Here is a 19,077-nt window from a genome sequence, read left to right on the forward strand (position 1 = left end):
GTGACGACCATGAGCGCCGCCGGGGGATCGCCGGAAGGCGGAATCAGTCGAGCAGTCCGTGCTTCACCGCATAGCGGATCAATTCCGCGGAATTGCGAGCGCCGAGCTTGTCCATGGCCCGGAACCGATGGTTTTCCGCGGTCTTCGTGCTGATCGACAGGTGCCTGGCGATTTCCTTCGTGGTCATGCCTTCGACGATCAGATGGAATACCTCGCGTTCGCGGTCGGTGAGGTCGCGGTACGGATCTTCCATGCGGCTGTTCGGCTGCTTGACCTGCTGGGCCAGCACGCGCGAGGCATGCGAACCGAAATAGCCCCTGCCGCTGGCCAGCGTGCGCACCGCATCGATCAGCTCCTCGCTGGCGCTGTCCTTGAGCAGGAAACCCGAGGCACCGGCCCGCACGACGTGGAGGACGTATTCCTCCTCGGCGTGCATGGTCAGGACCAGGATGCGCGAATGCTCGAGCTCCTTGCTCAGGCGCCGGATCACCTCGATGCCGTTCAGCCTGGGCATCGAGATGTCGAGGACGATGACGTCGGGTTCATGCTGCAGGGCCAGCTCGACGGCGCTCATGCCGTCGGCGGCCTGGGCGACGACGCGGCAGTCGCCGCTGCCGTTGAGCAGGGCGACCAGACCCTCACGCAGGATCGTGTGGTCATCGGCGACGAGCACGCGAATGAGCTTCATCGAGCGTCGGGCTCCATGGTCAGGGGCAGGCGCGCGCGCAACTGCAAGCCTTCGCCGGGTTGCGAGACCAGTTCGAGCTGACCGCCGAAGAGGCGCACGCGTTCGCGCATGCTGGCCAGCCCGGTGCTCTCGCTCTCGCTCGATCGTCTCAGCGCATCGTCGACGTCGCAGCCGCGGCCATCGTCGACGATCAGCAGCAGCAGGCTGTCGCCGCGTTGCGAAAGGCTGACGATGACCTGGCGCGCCTCGGCATGCTTGATGGCGTTGGCCAGGGCTTCCTGGACCACGCGGAAGATCAGGGTCGACAGGTCGCTGTCGAGCGGCGACGGCAACTTGCCGACATTCACATCGATCGTGCAGCGCGTGTCTTCGGAACTGTGCCGCGCCAGCCAGTGCAGGGCGGCGTCGAGACCGATGTCGTCGAGGATCTGCGGACGCAACAGGCGCGACAGGGCCCGCACCTCGGCGATCGCGACTTCGCAAAGGTCGAAGGCCTGGCGCAGTCGCGCATCCTCGGCGCAGGAGGCATTCTGGCCGAGGCCCTCGAGGCGATGGCGCAGCGCGGTCAGGTGCTGGCCGATGCCGTCGTGCAGCTCGCGTGCGAGGCGTCGCCGTTCGTTCTCCTGGACGCGCCAGACCGAACGCGCCAACTGCTTGAAGTGCTCTTCGCCTGCCTGCAGCTGCGCGAACAGGCGGTTCTGCTGTTCGGAGAGTCGTAGCAGCTCGCTGCGCATGCGCAGGTTTTCGTCACCACTCGATGGCGCGGGCGGCGGAGTCCTCATTGCGCTGGATCCAGGGCGACTCCGATCGCGCCAGCGTGCTCGCGCAAGGTCTGCTGCCGCAGCGGCGGCGTATTCGCGAGCAGCTCGTCGAAGGCCTTGCGGGCCAGCTCGCGCGCCTGCACCTGCGCCGCGCTGCCGGGCGCTGCCAAGCGCGAGCCGTACTGATGGATGGCGAAAGCGCGCCCATAGGAGGGCAGTCGGGCGAGCAGGTTGCGTGCCTGCTGGTAGTCGGCCGCGGCATTGGGACCGCCGACACGCAGTGCGGTTTCGGCGAGGTCCAGGCGCATCGGAACGCTGGCATAGCGGACCAGACCGTCCTTGACCGTGCGCAATTCCTTCGCCGCGGCGAGCGGCTGCTTCAATTCGCCGAGGATGCGTACCCTGAGCAGGCGGGCCTGCAATTCGGCGGCATAACCGTGCGCCGAGACGGCGGCAGCGATCGCCTCGTCGACGGCCTTCAGCGCTTCCTCGGCATGACCGAGACCGAACACGACCTCGGCCTGGCGCCAGCGCAGCACGCTGGCCTGTTCGGCGACGCTGTCCGGGCCGAGCTCACCGATCGCCTGGCGGGCGCCGGCGAAGTCGCCGAGATCGGCGGCAATGGCACCACGCAGCAGTTTCATTTCGATGATGCCGCGCGGGTCCTTGCGCTGTTCGAATTCGGCCAGCGCGGATTCGGACTCCTGCAGGGCCGAGGTCATGCGGCCTTCGAGACGGTCGAGCTCGGCCAGCGTGGCCAGACTGACCGTGCGCTCCTCGGCCATCTGCAGGGTTTCGGCCGTGGCAAGGCTTCCCTCGAGCAGATCGCGTGCGGCCTTCCAGTCGCCGCGCGCGATTTCGGCGAGGGCCTGGCTCTGGTGCGCATGCACGAGTCCGTAACGATCGTCGATCTTCTCGTAGGTCGCCGCGGATTGCTGCCAGTAGGTCTGCGCGTTGTCGAATTCGCCGAGCTGGTAGTAGGCGTAGCCGACGTTGTTGAGGCTCTCGCCGATCGCGCGCTCCTCGCCGAGGCTCTGGCGCAATCGCAGGCTGTCGCGATAGGCGTCGAGCGCTCCGCGGTAGTTGCCGCGTTCCTCGTCGAGCGCGCCCCTGGCGTTGGCGAGATCGGCCAGGGCGCGGCTGTCGCCGAGCGCTTCGGTAATGCTGCGGGCCTGGTCGAGGGCCTCTTCGGCCGGATCGAACAGGCCCTGCATCGACAACACGGTCGAAAGATTGCGCAGGCTTGCGGCTTGGCCGCGGCGGTCACCCAGCGCTTCGCGCTGCTTCACGGCCCGGCGCAGTTGCTCGGCGGCGACATCCATCTGGCCGAGGCGCCGGTAGCCGATGCCGTAGGCATGGCTGATGTCGGCGCGCATCGGCTTGTCGTTCAGTCGATTGGCGAGGACTTCGGCGCGAACGAGATACTCATCGACCGCCGGCTTGGCGTCGCCGGCCTGGATCGAGAACTTGCCGAGCGAATACCAGGCGTCGATATTGCGCGGGTCCTCGGCCACGAGCGTGCGCAATTGCCGGATGGCGACATCGTAGTTGCCGAGCTCGGCCTCGCAGCGCGCCTGCAGCAGGCGTGCCGGATGATCGCTCGGAGCCTTCCCGGTCAGCGCAGCCAGCGTGGTCAGGGCGGCCTGCGCGTCGCCGATCAGGAGCTCGGCATAGGCCAGCGAACGGCGCGCGGCCGGCGTGCCGAGCGGCTTGAGGTCTTCGGCGGCACTGGCGGCGAGATCCGCCGCTTCGGCACTGCGTCCGCTGCGATCGAGTCGACGCAGCAGCTGCCACCACAGTTCGGGGCCGTGGAAGCGCAGCGCCTCGGCGCGAGTGGCCTCGAGATCGTCGATCGGGGCATGGCCGAGGGTGGCCGTGCCGAGCGCGCGCAGTTCGTCGGCACTCGGCCAGTCGAACGCGCCCGACGGCCGGCCCAACTGGCTGTCGAGCTTGCCGATCAAGGCCGTGAGCGCAGCGGGCAACGCGCTGTCGCCGGCTGCCCGCTGTTCGGCGCTCCATTGTGGTGTCGCCGATTCGGCATTGACCAGCCTCAGCTTGAGTACCCAGCCGTTGCCGTCGCGCCGGAGTTCGCCCTCGAGCGCCTGCCGCGCCTGCATGGTTTCGAGCACGCGCTGATGCTGGCGGTCGGCAGCCGAGGCGTCGTATCCGAGCTCGACCAGGGCACGGTCCACGCGCAGCGGATCGGCGCTGCGCAATTCGGGGTCGTCGCTAAAGCGGACGCCGAGCCATTGCCGGATGCCGGCGGCCAGGGCCATGTCATCGGCAGCCTCGCTGCTGGCCCAGGGCAGCGGCAGCAGGTCGAGAGGCGCGGCGAGCGGTGAAGTCTGTTCGACGGCAGGGATTGGCCTGGTCTGCTGCTGCCAGATCCAGCCCGCCGCCGCGATCAGGATCAGCGTGCCGACCAGTGCGGCCCATTGCGCGCCGCGCCAGCGTGCCCGTGGTCGTCCTGACAGCTTGCCGCTGTCGATCGCCTGCACGACGGCTTCGGCCGAAGGGATGCGGCGGGCGACGCGCAGCTCGAGCAGCCAGGCGCACAACCTGACCGCGAACGGCGGCAACGCCGGATTGATGGTGTCGGCCGGCGGTGGATCGCGGACGATGCGCTGGACCAGCATTTCCGCGGGCGTGCCGCCGCGGAACGGCAGCGTGCCGGTCAGCATCTCGTAGAGGATCAGGCCGAGTGCGTAGAGGTCGCTGCGCGCGTCGAGCGGCTCGGCACGCGCCTGTTCGGGCGACAGGTATTCGGGTGTGCCGATGACCACGCCGCTGCCGGTGATGCCGGTTTCGCCGGCCATGCGGGCGACGCCGAAATCGGTGATGCGGACTTCGCCGCTCTCGTCGACCAGCACGTTGGCCGGCTTGAGGTCGCGATGGATGACGTTGCGCCGATGGGCGGCGGCGAGGCCCTGGGCCAGTTGCCGGGTGATGTCGAGGGCGCGCTCGGGCGGCAGCGTGCGCTGTTCGCCGAGCAGGCGTTCGAGGGATTGCCCGGCCACGTAGTCCATGCTGATCAGCCAGGCCTGGTCGTGGCGAACGAGATCGTGGATGCGCACGACGTGTGGCGAGGAAACCTGGCGCGCCAGCAGCAGCTCCTTGCGGAAGCGCTCGAATGCGTCCGGGCGGCTGGCCAGTTCCGGCCGCAGCAGCTTGAGGGCGACGTCGATGTCGAGTTCGAGGTCATGCGCCTGGTAGACCAGGCCCATGCCGCCCATGCCGAGCATGCGCAGGATCCGGAAACGTCCGGCGACGACCTCGCCGATCACCAGCTCGCGTTGCGCCATCATCCCGGTGACCGTCGCCGCGACGTTCGGGTCGTGCTCGAAATCCCGCGTGCCGGCGGTCATGCGCGGGTCTCCCGGCCGAGCGCGGGCTGGCTGCCGGTCCAGTGCGGCGCCGGTCCGAGTTCGGCACTCGCGCCGTCGCTGCCGACCTGCAGCAAGGCCGACACTTCAGCCAGGCTCGCCTCGAGTTCGAGCGCGGACATGACGTTGCCGGCGTGGTCGACCAGTGCGTCGAGCAACTGCGCATCGAGGTCGGTGTAGACGCGTTCGGCGTCGTCGGTATCGGCGTAGACCACGCCGAGGACCTTGCCGTCGCGCAACAGGGGGATGGCGAGCAGGGCACGGATGCCGGCATCGAGCACGCTGGCCTGCTGCTGCAGCCAGGCCTGGTCGCGCTGGTCGCTCAGGTAGACCGGTCGACGCGCGCTGATGGCGCGCTCGATCGCGCCGCGGCTGCCGGAAAAACGGCGTCCGGAAATTTCCTCGGGTCCGATCGCATGACAGGCGCGCACGCGCCACTCGCCATGGCGGTCCGTGCTGAGCAGGAATCCGCGCTTCGCCTCGGCAATATCGACGATGCCGCGCAGCAGGTCGGCGATCAGCTTCTGCGCCTGGGTGCCGTGGCGCAACCGCGTGTTCCAGATCATCGAGGAATGGCGGCGGCGTCCCTGCTCGGTCCGGCTCGCGCCTTGCGCCGCGTCGTCGACGTGCTCGAAGCGCACGTAGACATCACCGAGCGCGAACCATGCACCGTGGCTCAGCACATGCGATGCCGACAGCGGCCGTCCATCGACCCGGGTGGCGTTCTTGGAGCCGAGGTCGCGCAGTTGCCAATGCTCCGAAGCGTCGAGCGAGAGACTCGCGTGGCGCCGCGAAATCGAGTGATGGTGGACGACCACGTCGCATTGGGGGTCGCGGCCGAGGATGAACTCGCGCCGGGGCCCCAGCTCGTGAACGTGGACCGCCTCGTCGGGGACATGGATGCTGAGTCGGGCCTGCACGAGCGGGATTCTCAGGGATTGCCGTTGAGGCGGTCCAGCAGAAACCTCAGGTGGTTGGAACGCGCCACGATCTCGCCCTCGAGGTTGGACAGGTCGCGCGCGCTGCGCCAGCGGTTCGGCAACGCCGGTCCGCCGAGCGTGCCGCAATGGGCGAGAAGGTCATCGAGCCGCGCAATCGCATCGCCGAAGTTGCCGGCCTCGTAGGCAGCCTGGCTCAGGCTACGATCACTGCCCAGGGTCGCGCTGGCGGTGGGACCGACCGCCGCATCGGCAATCGTCGCACTGAGATCCGAATACGCGGCAACGGCTTCGCTGGCATAGTTCTGGGCCTGGTCCACGACCATGACGAATTCCGAGAACGTGCCGCCACAGCCGCGCGAACGCACGCTGCCGGCGACGACCGAACTGGTGATGTCGCGATAGTTGCCGCCGATCGGCGCCTTCATCAGCCGGTACGGCGAGAACGGGACCCAGAGCAGATTGTCTCCCTTGAATTCGGCGTCGTAGTCGTCCTCGAAGGCGAGACCGCAGGCGACCGGTGGCTCGATCGTCACGCGCAACGGCAGGGCCGGGTCGATGGCCTGGTTGGCCGGATCGGGCAGGCGGCTTTCGACATTGGCGATCGCCGCCGCATCGAGCACCTCGACGCTGAAGCCGACGCAAGGGACAGTCAGGTTCTGCAGGCTGGTCGGATCCGCCGGGTCGACCTTGAATTCGAGGTCGAAGCTCATTTCGAAATCGGCGCCGCCGCCGGGGTTGGGCAGGCAGATGTCGGCCTTGAACTTGGTTCCGTCGACGATGCTCGTGGTGACCTCGCAAACTCCGCCGGCGTGCGCGCGCGGCAGCGGCGCGAGTGCCGACAGCAGGGCCAGGCAGGGCAGGATCAGCAAAATGGCGCGATGTGTGTGCACGGGGTCCTCGCACGCAAGGTCGAATTCATGACGGCCATGGAAGTCCGGCCCGGGCTGCTCCGTTTGCGCGTCAAACCGGATGCGTCCATGCGCCAATCTGCGTTCCGAAGTCCCGCCGGTCAATCCGGGGAAACACCCAGCAGCGCTTTTTCAGCGCGTTTCCGGGGCAGGATTCCGAAGCGCCGGGGCGACCCCCGGAACAGCCGGAACTTCGACTCGAGTTCTTCCGCGACCGTCGAGCCTCACTATACCCCCACACGGTCGATCTTCCGGATTCCCCGCGCGATCGCTGCATGAATCGGATCCGCGGACAGCCCCGCACGGTCTGGGGCGTGGCGCTGGCCGGCGCTGGGTGAAAGTCCCGATATCCGGGCGCCGGCATGCCGTCTAACGTGGCCACGTCGCAATCGGCGGCGCCGTTCCCGATCCACGGAGACTCCCCATGAACATCCTCTCGCCCCGGCCCCTTTCACTTCTGGCTCTTGCCCTGGCGGGCATGCTCGCCGGTGAGGCAGGCGCCCTCACGATCACCCGCGAATTCGCCGGCACCTGGTATGACCCCGCGCACTCCGGCCACGGCTTCAATTTCGAGGTTGTCGGCTCGGGTTCTTCGAAGAACATCCTCGGTTACTGGTACACCTACGACAACGCCGGCAATCCGACCTGGGTCTTGGCCATGGGGCCTGTCACCGGCGACATGGCCCGCCTGAATGCCTGGTCGGCCCGCGGTGGCTCCTTCGGCAACAGTTTCGATCCGGCCAACGTGCAGACCCAGGCCTGGGGCACCTTGACCGTGCGCTTCAGCAGCTGCATCCAGGGTACGGTCCAGTTCAATCCGGACAACCCGGCGCTGGCCAGCGGCAGCATGCCGATCACGCGTCTGACCCTTCCCTACAACTCCACCTGCAGCGGCGGCATCTCGGGCGACAGCAGCACGACCTCCAGCAACGGCGAGATCGTCCAGTTCATGGCCAACACCGGTCTCGTTCCGGCGGCCTCGGGCAAGCTCAAGTTCGAGGAGATGCCGGGCCGCACCGAATTCAGCGTCGAGGCCGAAGACCTGCCTGCCGGCGCCTATGCGCTGTTCGTCGATGAGGTCGAGCGCGGCACGATCGCCGTTGCCGCCGTCGCCGGCGGCAGCAACGGCGAGCTGGAATTCCGCAGTCCGGTCGAGCCGGGCAAGGTCCTGCTCGACTTCGACCCGCGCGGAAAGCTGGTGCAGGTCCGCCAGGGTGCCAGCGTATTCCTGACCGCCACCCTCGGCACGACGGCCGCCCCACCGTCGCCGCCGACGGGTGGCGGCTCGGGTTCGCCGCCGTTCGGCAACGCGGTCTATCGCCTCAGCGTCGAACCGTCCGGCAACGACGGCCCCGAATTGAAGGCTCGCCTCGAGCAGCGCGCCAGTCGGGTCGACTTCAATGTCGAACTCGAGGACCTGCCGGCCGGAACCTACGGTCTCAGCGTCGGCGGAATCGATCACGGCAACATCGTCGTCCGTGCCGTACCGGGCGGAACCGAGGGCGAGCGCGAGTTCCGCAACCCATCCGAGCCCGGCCACGACCCGCTCGATTTCGATCCGCGCGGACGCCTGATCGAGATCACCTCGTCCGCCGGCAGCGTCGTCCTGGGCGGCCTGTTCCCGGACACGCCGAATGCAAGCTCCAGCGGTGGCGGCTCGGGTGGCGGCGGCGACTCGAACGGCGACAATGGCGATGACAGCGGCCATGGTGGCGATGACGACGATGACGACGACCATGGTGGGCATGGCGGTGGCGACGACGACGGCAGCGGCCACGGCTGACCGGGACCCGCGTCGAGGCTGGCAATGCCTTCCGTTCGCGCACGCCTTCGCCATTCCGGGCGGAGGCGTGCGGCTTTTCGCAGGGGCTGTCCGGCACGCGACTCGTGGCGTCCGCCGGGATCGATCCGCAATCCCGGTTCCGCCCCTCCCGGCATGCTTCGCCCGTGCCGCGGCATTGAAAGCCCGGGGGTTGCCGCAACCTTCCGTCAGAGCGTTCAGGGATACCGCCATGAAAAACCGCCTAGCCGTCCTGCTTGCCTTGCTCGTCCCCGCCGTGCCGGCCGTGGCCGATGAATTCATCGACATCCAGGGGCATCCGGTATGGGTGGACAGCAGCACCACCATCGTGGTCGACGACGAGGTGCTGCCGCCGGGCAGTCCGATTCCGCAGACCCCGGGACTGCGTGCGGAAGCGCGCTTTCCGACTGCATCGGCGGCCCAGCCGGGACCCCATGGCGTAGTGCCGGCGGCGACCATCGTTTTTTCCTATGCGGTGCGCGGTTCGGTCACCTCGACCAATCCGCTGCGCGTGCTCGGCCAGGAAGTCACGGTGACCGCCGATACCGGTTCGACCGGACTACCCGGCGGCAACATCGGCAATATCGCGCTGGGCGATCATCTCGATGTGAGCGGCTACGTCGATACCAATTCGAGCCTGCTCGCCTCGTATATCGAATACCTGCCGACGCCGACTCCGCGCTGGCTGCTGTCGGGCTACGTCACTGCCGTCAATGGCGCGGAAATCATGCTCGGACCGCAGCGCGTCAGCCTGGCCGGCGTCAGCCCGATCGACTGCGGCGCCTCGGTCGATGTCGGTGAATTCCTCGAAATCCGCGCCGATGCGATCCCGAACTTCACGGCCGGCAGCGTACTCGACACGGTCACGCGCCTGACCTGCGTGGTGCCGGTGCCGCTCGGCACTCCCGGTGCCCTCGGCGCACTGACCGGAATCGTCGGCACGATCCTTTCCAATACGTCGTTCCAGTTCGGCCCCTATGCCGTGAGCTACGATGCCAATACGGAGTTCCGTTTCGGCAGCGCGGATGACCTGGCCCCGGGCGCCGCCGCCGAGATCGACGGCGTCTTCGGCCCGGGCCTGACCTTCGTGGCCCAGGGCATCCAGTTCGACGCGCCGATCATCCGCATCGAAGGCCCCGTGTTTCCGGCCGACGTCGTGCCGGGCGGCAACGGCACGGTCCATGTGCTGGCCAATACGGTGCGCCGCGCCGCCCAGCTGCGCGACGAGGATCTGGTCTATGCCAATGGCATAAACCAGGCGCGCCAGGTCGAAGTGCGTGGATACCTGGATCGGCAGGGCAATCGCTGGGCCACGCGGGCGCGCCTGCGCGGCGGCCCGGATGCCGCCGACTCGAGGGCGGTGGGGCCGGTCGACAGCGTCAACCGGCCGTTGCTGTCGGTGCTCGGCCTGACTCTCGACACGACGGCCGCGGTCGCCTACGAGGACCCCGCCGGCAACCCGATTGACGCGGACACTTTCTTTCTCGGTGCCTTGCCCGGCGCCATCGTCGAGCAGAACGGCGCTTGGGATGGTGTCGGCACGCTGACCGGTGGCGTGGTCGCCCTGATCATGGGCGTCGATCCGCCGCCGCCCGAAGGGCCGCAGCGCTCGCTGATCGTCGGCAGGTTCGGCGGCGGCGATCGCGTGTTCGCCGATGGATTCGATTGAGCGCCACCGCCGTTTCGCTCAATCCGACGCGATTCGTTCGGTCCCGAGCACGACCTGGTCCCGACCGTTGCGCTTGGCGTAGTAGAGGGCCTCGTCGGCCCTCGCGATGGCAAGCTCGAGTGATTGCTGCGGCCGGGTTTCCGAAACGCCGGCACTGACCGTGAAGTCGATGCGGCGACGGTCTTCGGTGGCAACCGGCGTTTGCCGGCAATGCGCCCGAATCCTTTCGGCGAGGATCCTCGCCTCATGCTGGCTGGCTGCCGGCAGCACGATGCAGAATTCCTCGCCGCCCATGCGGGCGACCAGACTGCCGGGATCGCTCAGCTCGCGCAGGGACTTGCCGAGCGCTTCGAGCACGCGATCGCCGGCAGCGTGACCGTATTCGTCATTGATCCGCTTGAAGTGATCGATATCCAGTGCGATCACGCCGGCCGGTGCCTCGCGCTCCGGGCGCAGCCGGACGTCGCGATTGGCGGCACCGAAGAATCCGCGGCGGTTGAGCAGACCGGTTTGCCAGTCGACCATGGCCAGATCGGCATTGCGGGCGGCGAGCAGGGCGAACTGGAGGGCCAGGCAGCCGACTGCCATCGAGAGCATGAACAGAAGTGACGCGACGCTGAAAAACGAACGGTGGTAGCTGGTATCGAGTTTCGCCGAGGTCGGCAGGACATCGGCGAGGCTAGCATAGGACCAGATCACCACGAGCAGATAGGCGAGCACCACATAGCGCAGGCGACGACAGATCTGCGCGATCTCGCTGCGCGGTGCGCTACCCAGGCTGTGCTGCAGGGCCAGCAGGAACAGGGCCTGTCCACTGGCCGTGCAGAGTACGCGCAGGCGCGCGTTCGGCCACAGCACTTCCCAGGCCAGCAGGCTGCCGATCGGGATGGCCAGCATCAGGACAAGGATCCAGATTCGCCGCGGCTGATCGCCGAACATCCAGAATCCAAGCAGGAAGAACACGCTCGACGCGCCCAGGGTCAGATGGTTGAGTATCGTCCGCGTCTGCTCCCAGCCTGGCGGAATCTGCAGCGGGAAGATGAACAGCGAGAGGCCATTGAGCAGGAAGCCGAGTGCCCAGAGCCGCGCCGCGCTGGCAGTTTCATCGCGACTGCCGAGATAGAGCAGCAATCCGCCGAGCATCATCTGCACCAGGCCACGGCTAAGAGCCAGGGTCGGAATGTCGATGGGCAGGACGACGATCGGCATCTTCGCGCGGTATGGATTCCATGCCGGCAGCGACAGCCGGCCCATGTCCGCACTATGCCATCCGGGCGCTGCAACGTGCACGGACCGGACCCGCCTCGTTCAGCCGGTGTCACGCTGTGTTCACTTGACCGGTTCGGCCCTCGCCATACAAAGTGCCTGCCGATTCAATCCGTGTCGGAGTCCATCGCATGAAGAACACCCTTTTGCTCGCGTCTTGTGTCGTCCTGGCTGCCTGCTCACAGACCAACACCCCGCCGGCCGCGACGAAGGCAGGCACCACCGCGCCAGCCGACACCGCAGCGGCGCCGGCCGCGGCTGCCCCGGCGATCAAGCTGTATGCGATGAACTGCGGCGATCTCGAGTTTGCCGACGTCGACATGTTCGCCGACGACGGCTCGATGAAGGGCGTGGCCCGAACCTTTGCCGATCCGTGCTTCCTGATTCGCCATCCCGCTGGCGACCTGCTCTGGGATAGCGGCGTACCCGATGCGATCGCCGATGCGCCGGAAGGCGTGCGTCCGGAAGCATTTCCGGTGCATATCATGCGTCCGAAGAAGCTCGTCGACGAACTCGCCGAAATCGGGCTGAAGCCGGCGGACATCGAGTACCTGTCGTTTTCCCACCTGCACTTCGACCACACCGGCAATGCCAACCTCTTTGCCGCGTCGACCTGGATCGTCGATGCCGACGAGCGCGCGGCGATGTTCTCGGAGAAGGCGCGCGGCTCCGATGACTTCGCGAACTACAGCGCGCTGGAAAACGCAAAGACCGTGCAAATCGATGGCGATGCCGATTTCGATGTCTTCGGCGATGGCAGCGTGACCATCCACCAGGCGCCCGGACATACCCCCGGGCACACGGTGTTGCTGGTCAAGTTGCCGCAAAGCGGTCCGATGTTGCTGACTGGAGACATGTGGCACCTGGCCGAGTCGCGCGAGAAGCGCCTGGTGCCCGCCTTCAACTTCAACCGCGAGCAGACCCTGGCCTCGATGGACAAGGTCGAGGCGCTGGCCAAGGCCACCGGTGCACGCGTCGTGCGCCAGCATGTCGCCGAGGATTTCGCCGCGATGCCGGCATTCCCGAAGCCTCTCGAATAGGCGTACCACGACCGGCGCGCGATCGACCACGAATGTTGTCGTGGCCGGGCGCGCGCCCGCTGCGTCGGATCCCGCCTTCAGTCGTCGAAGCCGCTGGCGAAGATCAGGTCGACGTCGATCACGACCGCATTCGAAGCCGGTCCTTCATTGCCGGCCAGATCGGTCGCCGTCGCTGTCAGGCTGTGGCTGCCGCCGCTCTGGAACTGTACTTGGCAGGCCCAGTCGCCGTTGCCGTCGGAGAGCGCCGTGCACAGTGTGGTGGGGCCCTCGCGCACGCTGATGTCGGCGTTGGCTTCTGACTGTCCGCTGACATCGACCCGCGAGGCGCTCGGGCCGGTCGGGCCGAGTATCGTCGGCGCCGCTGGCGCGGTGCGGTCGATGAGCACGGACAGGGCGCCGCCCAGGGTGCTCTCGAGTCCGCCTCGGGTCACGCTCGCAGCGATCGCGTGGGCGCCTTCGGCGAGTCCGGCGACGTTGATCGTGTAACCCGCGCTGCAGGTCGCCGATGCGCCGGCCAGGGCATTCGTGCCGTCGTAAAGCTGGACCAGATCGCCGTCGACGCAGCTGCCGGTGAAGACCAGGCTCGCGGCATTGGTGACGCCGTCATCGGCGAAGCGGCCGCTGTCGCTGGCTGCATCGAGCACGGGCGTGGCCGGGGCACTCGGCGCGGCGACCGTCCAGCTGCGCGTGTCGGTGCCGATATTTCCGGCGAGGTCGAAGGCGCGGACATCGAAGCTGTGCGGACCCGGCGCGAGGCCGCTGTAGCTCGCCGGACTGCTGCAGGCGGCGAACGACGAAGCGTCCAACCGGCATTCCGCTCCGAGGCCGTCGCCGATCCCGAACGTGAACGTTGCTCCGGCATCGACCACGATCCCGCTCGGGCCCGTGTTGATCGCGACCGCAGGGGCCCCCGTGTCGATGACGATGTCGAGCGCGGGCGAGGCGGCCGATGTCGTGCCGTTGCGCGTCGCCGTGACCGTGATCGCGCGCATGCCGTCGGCGAGCGGTGTGGCCGGGACGATGTCGAATGCCGAAGCGGCGCAGACGGCGGTCGGCGTGATCGGAGTGGCGTCGACCGACAGAGTCATCGTGTCGCCGTCGGTGCAGGTGCCGAGCAGGTGCGGTTGGGCGATGTTGGTGATGCCGTCGCTGTCGGAGCTGCCGCTGTCGGATGCGCTGGCAAGCACCGGCATGTCCGGCGCCGCGACAACCGTCGCCGAGCGTTCGTAGGCGCCGATGTCGCACGCTGCGCCGCTCGATCGCGGGAAGCCCTGGCCGCGCTGGTCGAAAGCGAGGGCCTGGCCGAACCGGTCCAGGCAGCCAGCCGGATTGCCCGCGTCGATGGCCGGGCTGCCGGCGAGCAGGGCCAGGGTCCGCGTCGGACCGCCATTGTCGGCCAGACCGATGTCGAGCAGCGGATCGCTGCCACTGAGGTTGCCGGTTCCAGTGAAGATGCAAGCGGTGCCATTGCGGATGAGGCTGTAGTTGGCACTCAGGGTGCCTCCTCCTGCCGTGCAATCGTCGGCGACGCCGGCCCCACTGCCGGTCGTATTGTTGGCGACCAGGGTATTGGCCAGGTTCATCGCGCCGCCGTCCACGCGCAGCCCGCCGCCATTGGAGGTACCCGAGCCGCCCGAACGGGCGACGTTGGCGACGATCGTGCTGCTGCGCAAGTCGGCGTTGCCGGTTCCGGTCAGGTAGATGCCACCGCCGTGGTAACCCGACGTGTTACTGAACACCGTGCTGTTGGTGAGACGCAGGCGAGCGGTGGACTTGATGCCGCCGCCGCCGCTGAACGAGCTCGGCGCCTGGTTGTTGGCTATCGTCGAGCCGACGATGTCGATCGTCGTGTCGCCACCGCCGAAGGACGGCCCCAGGGTCAGGGCGCCGCCGGTGCTGTTGGCGTAGTTGGCGCTGAACTCGCAGTCGTGGATCATGCCGCGCGCCGACAGCGCCATCGCGCCTCCGTTGAGCTGCGAGCGGCTGTTGCCGATCTTGACGCGCTGCAGGGCGACGAAGTCGTTTGACAGGTTGCCGCCACCGGAATCGTAGGCGCGGATCGCCCCGCCGTCACCGAAGAACGATGGGCCGCCGCCGTTGATGATGGCCAAGTCCGCGATGATCGCGGTGACCCTGCCCGTGGCCGAACCGCCGCTCGGATCGACGGCGAAGGCGCGGTCGAGATTGCCGGCGTTGACGATGGTCTGGCCCGGTCCCGCACCGTAGATGCCCATACCGGCGCGGATATCGAAATCGCCGCCGTTGTTGGCGTCCTCGCCACTGCTGCCGAGCGAGATCGCGTAGGTGCCGGCCGGCACGATCACCGCGCCCGGGGTCGTGTTGGCCGACTTGATCGCCGCGCGCAGCGTGCAGTCGCCCGGCGCGCATGCCGCCAGGGCCGGATTCGGGTCGTCGCTGCGCGTGACCAGGTATTGCGGCGCGCTGGCGACCGCCAGCTGCAGGCTGCCGCCGAAGGTCGAGCTGCCATGCGAGACGATTTCGATCGAGTAGCTCGTGTCTGCGCGCAGGCGCAGGCCCGACAGGCGCGCCTGGAAGACGCCGGAAATGCCGTCGTCGTTGCAGCCGCCGAGGACCGGCTGGAAGCTGCCTGGCGAACCGCGGTAGACATTGATGACCGTGTCGTAGGAACTGCCGGCGGTCGAGATGCTGAGGAATTCGTCGCTGCTGCCGGTGGTGTAACGGTACCAGACCGACCCCCGGCCCTGGCTGCCGGCGGCACCGATGAAGCAGATCGATTCCGGATCGGTCGGTTCGGTGGTCGCTGCCGAGGTCGTCTGTGCATCGCTGAACGGCAGCGTGGCAATGACCGTTGCATTGGACCAGTCGTCGTTGACCTGGGCCTGGACCTGGCCGGCGCAGAGCGCGGCGAGGAGGAGCAACAGCAAACGGCGGTACGCGAATTCGCGCAGATTACGGGTGGGCATGGGCATGTTCCTGCAGCGGTTGGGGCCGAACCGGCCACGCGCTGGCGTGGTGCGCCGCTGGGGCCGATCGTGACGCCCGAGCATCACGCCAATGCCGGCGCATCGCATCAGCGAACCTTCACGAAACGATGACGGAACGATAGACTGCGGTCGGCATGAATCGGGCGTTGGCCACTTCATACCCTGCTGCTTGCTCCCGTTGCACGGACCCGCGTGCGATGACGCCGGGCTGATCGAGAAACTGCGTGCACTACCGATTCGGCCCCTTCGAGCTGCGCGTTCCCGAGCGTGAACTCCTGCGCGATGGTCGACCACTCGCGATCGAACCAAAGGTGCTCGACCTGCTCGCCTATATGGTCGAGCATCGCGACCGCGCGCTCGGACGCGATGAACTGATCTCCGCCGTCTGGGGCCGCTCGGACGTCGCCGACGGCACCCTGGCCCAGGCGGTCCTGCGCCTGCGCAAGACCCTGGCCACTGCGGATGGGCTGAGGAATCCGGTTCGCACCGTGCCTCGCCACGGCTATCGCTGGGTTGCCCCGACCGAATCGGTGGCGGTCGAAGGCGGCAGCGAAGCCGAGGCGGAGCGGAGCCATGCAGATCCCGGGGTCCCGACGCTTGCCGGATCGCCAGCGATTCCGTCGTCGCCGCAGGTTCCGCGACGTCGGGCGTTCGCGGGGATGCTCGCGCTGCTCGTTGCCTTGGCGGCGATCGTCCTGATCGGGTTGTTCCGATTGCGCGATGCGTCGATCCCGCCGCCGCAAGCGGGTCCGGCCGAAGCGGATGTGCGATTGGCCATCCTGCCGCTGGTATCGGCACAGGCCGCCGATGAACTCGAGGATGCCGGCATGATCGAGCTTCTGCGCCGCCATCTCGTGGCGCGGGCCGGTGCGCCGGAGGTGCTTTCGACAGCGACCGTCGTTTCCTTCCTGAAGGCCAACCGTGGCAAGCCGCCAGGTCAATGGGCGGACGCGCTGCAAGCGCTGCGCGTCAGTCATGTTCTCGAAGTCGATCTCGCGCACGATGCAAGCGGCTACCGCCTCGAGGGCAATCTCGTCGCGGCGAATGCGCGTTCGGCCATCGGGCAGGTCCGCGCCGCCAATCTCGAGGAGGCGCTGGAAAGGTTCACCAATGACGTGCTCGGGAAACTCGACGCCGCGGCCCCCGTCGCCGTCGACAGCGCCATCCATGGCGGTGACCGGCTGGCCGATGCCTTGCGGCTGGCCTCGCGCGGGCGCACCCGGGACGCCTACGAGGTGCTGCGTGTCGCGCATGCCGATGCGCCAACGCAGATCGACCTCCTCGTAGAACTGGCCCATCTCGAGTGCGCGCTGGAGATGACCGCTGCCTGCGACCGACACCTCGACGAGGCATTGTCGAGTCCGGGCCTCGGCGCCTGGTCGAGAGCGAGTGTCCATCTCGATCGCGCATCGCGGCGCCTGGCCGAGCTCCGTCTCGACCAGGCCCGGGAAGAGATCGAGGCGGCCGCACAGGCTGCCCAGGCAACCTCCGACAACCTGCTTGAGGCGCGCATCGTTCTTGCCCGCCAGCACCTGGCGGCGGTCGCCGACGAAGGCGACACTGCACTGGATCTGGCGCGACGGGCGTTGACCCTGTTTCGGGTGGCGGCCGATCGCGGCGGCCAGGCGGCGGCGCAGATCGCGCTCGGCGATCTCGCGGCACAGGATGGGCATCATGACGAGGCCTTGGCCGACTATCGCGAGGCGTACGCTCTTTTCGACAGCGAGGGCGACCAGGCCGGAGTTGCCAGAGCCGGTGCGCGCATGGCGCGAGCGCTCGGCCACCTCGGTCGTTTCGGCGAGGCCGGGAAGGTGGCGCATGCTGCGCAGGCGGCCGCCTCGAGACAGCAGGATCCGCTCGTGCTGCGCGATGCCCTGGACAGCCTGGCCTGGTCGCTGCTGCAGTCCGGTCGGCTCGGTGAAGCGCGTGAGGCCGCGCATGCCGGGCTGGCCCTGCTCGATCCGGCCAACAATCCGCGCCAGGCCCTGCGCCTGCAAAGCCTGCTCGGATTCATCGATGCCGCCGGTGGCCGCTACCGCAATGCGATGCAGGCCTGGGAGCGTGCGCTGCAGGCGATGCCGGACTCCGCGCCGGGGGTCGGCGCAGACAGTCTGCGCCTGGCGATCGTCTATGCAGCCCTGAATGCCGGTGAGCTCGAGCGTGCCGGGACCGAGGCGGCGCGCCTGCGCGCGGACGCCGGACGCTCGGCGGATGCCGACGTGGCCAGCTTTGCCGAACATGCCGAGGCATTGCTCGCCGCCCGACGTGGAGAGCACGCTGCCGCAGCGCGCCTCTATGCGCGAGTGTGGAAACGTGCGCGTGACACGGGCACGCTCAACCAGCAGCTGCTCGCCGATTACAGCGACGTCCTCTTCGAACTCGGCGAGCTCGATGCCGTGGAGAGTCTGCTCGGCGAATCTGACCTGCCCGAAACCGAAGGACACCTCGTGCAACTGGTCCGTGCACGTTATCTGTTGCGTCGCGATCGCCTCGACGAGGCGCAAGCCGCTTTCGACTCGGCATTGCGACTTGCTGCGGAGCGCTATTCGCCGCTGCTCGATACCTCGCGCGCGGAGCTCGCGCGGGCCCGTTCGCAAGGAAACGGGACTCCTGGGCAAGCCGGCAAGGACAAGTCGCGCAGGTAAGGCGACGGCGCCGCAGATCGACGGCGACCTCTGGTTGCCCTGACTCGCTCGGCACAAGTGCGTTACGCTGCCCTCCGGCCCTGGCGATCCGGAGACGATTCATGGTGCGAAGCCTTCGCTTTCTGCTCGTCGGTATGTCCGCGCTGCTGGCAGCCTGTGCTTCGTTTCCGCAGTCGCAGCCTGGGCTTCGATTTGCCAATGGCCTGTCCGCCGCGCAGATCTTCGACGCCTGCATGGCGGCCCACGGCGGCGACATCCGCGCGTACCCGGGCGACATCAATTTGTCCACCGATGGCCATTGGTACCGGCTGATCCAGCGCATCCAGCCGATCGTCAGCGATGCCGGTTTCCGGGTGACTTCCGAGGAGCGCTACCGGCCGCGCGACGGCCTCTACTCAGTCCATCACGAGGGTCCGCTCGGCAGCAAGCAGGTGGTGCGCACGGCGGACGCCATCGCGGTCTTCTATAACGGTACGCGCGAAACCGACCCGGCCAGGATCCGCGCCACGGCGATGACCAACGACGCATTCCGCATGTTCCATTTCGGCCCGAGTTTCATCAAGGCGCGGGCGACCGAAATCCTGCGCATCGCCGACGCACGTGAAGGCGGGCGCGACTACCGGCGCCTGCTGGCCACCGTTCGGCCCGGATTCGGCGAGGCCGCGCAGGATCAGGTCGTGCTCTGGATCGATGCGCAGAGCTCGCGCCTGTTTCGCGTGCACATGACCCTGAACGGGTTCGAGACGACCCAGGGCGCACAAGTCGACACGACTTTCCTCGAGTATCGAAAGGTCGGCCCCTTCCTGTTGCCGGTACGATTTCACGAACGCGTGCGCGGTCCGCTGCGCATCGATGCGCACGACTGGCACACCACCGGCATCGACCTCGACCGCAGCTGGAGTGCCGCGGATGTTGGCGGTCCAGCATTCGAAGGCGCGGCCCTTCCGCCTGCCGCAGCCATGCGCGAGGACGTCCCTGACCACTCGCCGCAGTGACCGCCCGGATACCG

General features: G+C 67.9%; 12 protein-coding genes. 5 read left to right on the forward strand and 7 right to left on the reverse strand.

Annotation, left to right across the window (positions count from 1 at the left end; all coding sequences use genetic code 11):
- Positions 1-43: 43 nt before the first annotated feature.
- The 5 genes from BM125_RS13240 to BM125_RS20260 are packed head-to-tail and all read right to left on the reverse strand — an operon-like array spanning position 44 to position 6,663.
- Complete coding sequence (locus BM125_RS13240) at positions 44-688, reverse strand: response regulator transcription factor (protein WP_092408750.1); 645 nt, start codon at positions 686-688, stop codon at positions 44-46.
- Positions 685-1,470 (reverse strand): sensor histidine kinase, encoded by a 786-nt coding sequence (locus BM125_RS13245; RefSeq protein WP_092408753.1) that lies wholly within the window; start codon positions 1,468-1,470, stop codon positions 685-687. The genes BM125_RS13240 and BM125_RS13245 overlap by 4 nt, the downstream gene beginning before the upstream one ends.
- Positions 1,467-4,814, reverse strand: coding sequence for a serine/threonine-protein kinase (locus tag BM125_RS13250; protein ID WP_092408755.1), 3,348 nt, complete (start codon positions 4,812-4,814; stop codon positions 1,467-1,469). Before BM125_RS13250 ends, BM125_RS13245 begins: the two co-directional genes overlap by 4 nt.
- Complete coding sequence (locus BM125_RS13255) at positions 4,811-5,752, reverse strand: FHA domain-containing protein (RefSeq protein ID WP_175498076.1); 942 nt, start codon at positions 5,750-5,752, stop codon at positions 4,811-4,813. Before BM125_RS13255 ends, BM125_RS13250 begins: the two co-directional genes overlap by 4 nt.
- Positions 5,753-5,763: 11 nt before the next feature.
- Positions 5,764-6,663 carry a DUF6689 family protein gene (locus tag BM125_RS20260; RefSeq protein ID WP_175498077.1) on the reverse strand — a complete coding sequence of 300 codons (900 nt, stop codon included), beginning with the start codon at positions 6,661-6,663 and terminating at the stop codon, positions 5,764-5,766.
- A 442-nt stretch (positions 6,664-7,105) separates the two neighbouring features.
- On the opposite strand from BM125_RS20260, the gene BM125_RS13260 reads away from it, so the two are divergent.
- On the forward strand, positions 7,106-8,464 hold the full coding sequence (locus BM125_RS13260; RefSeq protein ID WP_092408759.1) for a hypothetical protein: 1,359 nt from the start codon (positions 7,106-7,108) through the stop codon (positions 8,462-8,464).
- A gap of 229 nt (positions 8,465-8,693) precedes the next feature.
- Positions 8,694-10,151 (forward strand): DUF5666 domain-containing protein, encoded by a 1,458-nt coding sequence (locus tag BM125_RS13265; protein ID WP_092408760.1) that lies wholly within the window; start codon positions 8,694-8,696, stop codon positions 10,149-10,151.
- Positions 10,152-10,169: 18 nt separating this feature from the next.
- Here BM125_RS13265 and BM125_RS13270 read toward each other — a convergent pair whose 3' ends face one another.
- Complete coding sequence (locus tag BM125_RS13270) at positions 10,170-11,405, reverse strand: GGDEF domain-containing protein (RefSeq protein ID WP_092408762.1); 1,236 nt, start codon at positions 11,403-11,405, stop codon at positions 10,170-10,172.
- Positions 11,406-11,548: 143 nt separating this feature from the next.
- Here BM125_RS13270 and BM125_RS13275 point away from each other — a divergent pair, with 143 nt between their 5' ends.
- Positions 11,549-12,457: an N-acyl homoserine lactonase family protein gene (locus tag BM125_RS13275; protein ID WP_092408764.1), complete on the forward strand. Its 909-nt coding sequence runs from the start codon at positions 11,549-11,551 to the stop codon at positions 12,455-12,457.
- Positions 12,458-12,534: 77 nt separating this feature from the next.
- Here BM125_RS13275 and BM125_RS13280 read toward each other — a convergent pair whose 3' ends face one another.
- Positions 12,535-15,402, reverse strand: a complete 2,868-nt coding sequence (locus BM125_RS13280; protein WP_092408766.1) for an Ig-like domain-containing protein — start codon at positions 15,400-15,402, stop codon at positions 12,535-12,537.
- A 245-nt stretch (positions 15,403-15,647) separates the two neighbouring features.
- Between BM125_RS13280 and BM125_RS13285 the strand changes: the two genes are divergently transcribed.
- Both BM125_RS13285 and BM125_RS13290 read left to right on the forward strand, forming a co-directional pair.
- Positions 15,648-18,068, forward strand: coding sequence for a winged helix-turn-helix domain-containing protein (locus BM125_RS13285; protein ID WP_092408768.1), 2,421 nt, complete (start codon positions 15,648-15,650; stop codon positions 18,066-18,068).
- Positions 18,069-18,169: 101 nt separating this feature from the next.
- Entirely contained in the window at positions 18,170-19,063 is an 894-nt protein-coding gene (locus BM125_RS13290; protein WP_175498078.1) for a hypothetical protein, read from the forward strand.
- Positions 19,064-19,077 lie beyond the last annotated feature (14 nt).

The organism is Dokdonella immobilis, from assembly GCF_900115085.1.
In the GTDB taxonomy this organism is placed as follows: Bacteria; Pseudomonadota; Gammaproteobacteria; order Xanthomonadales; family Rhodanobacteraceae; genus Dokdonella; species Dokdonella immobilis.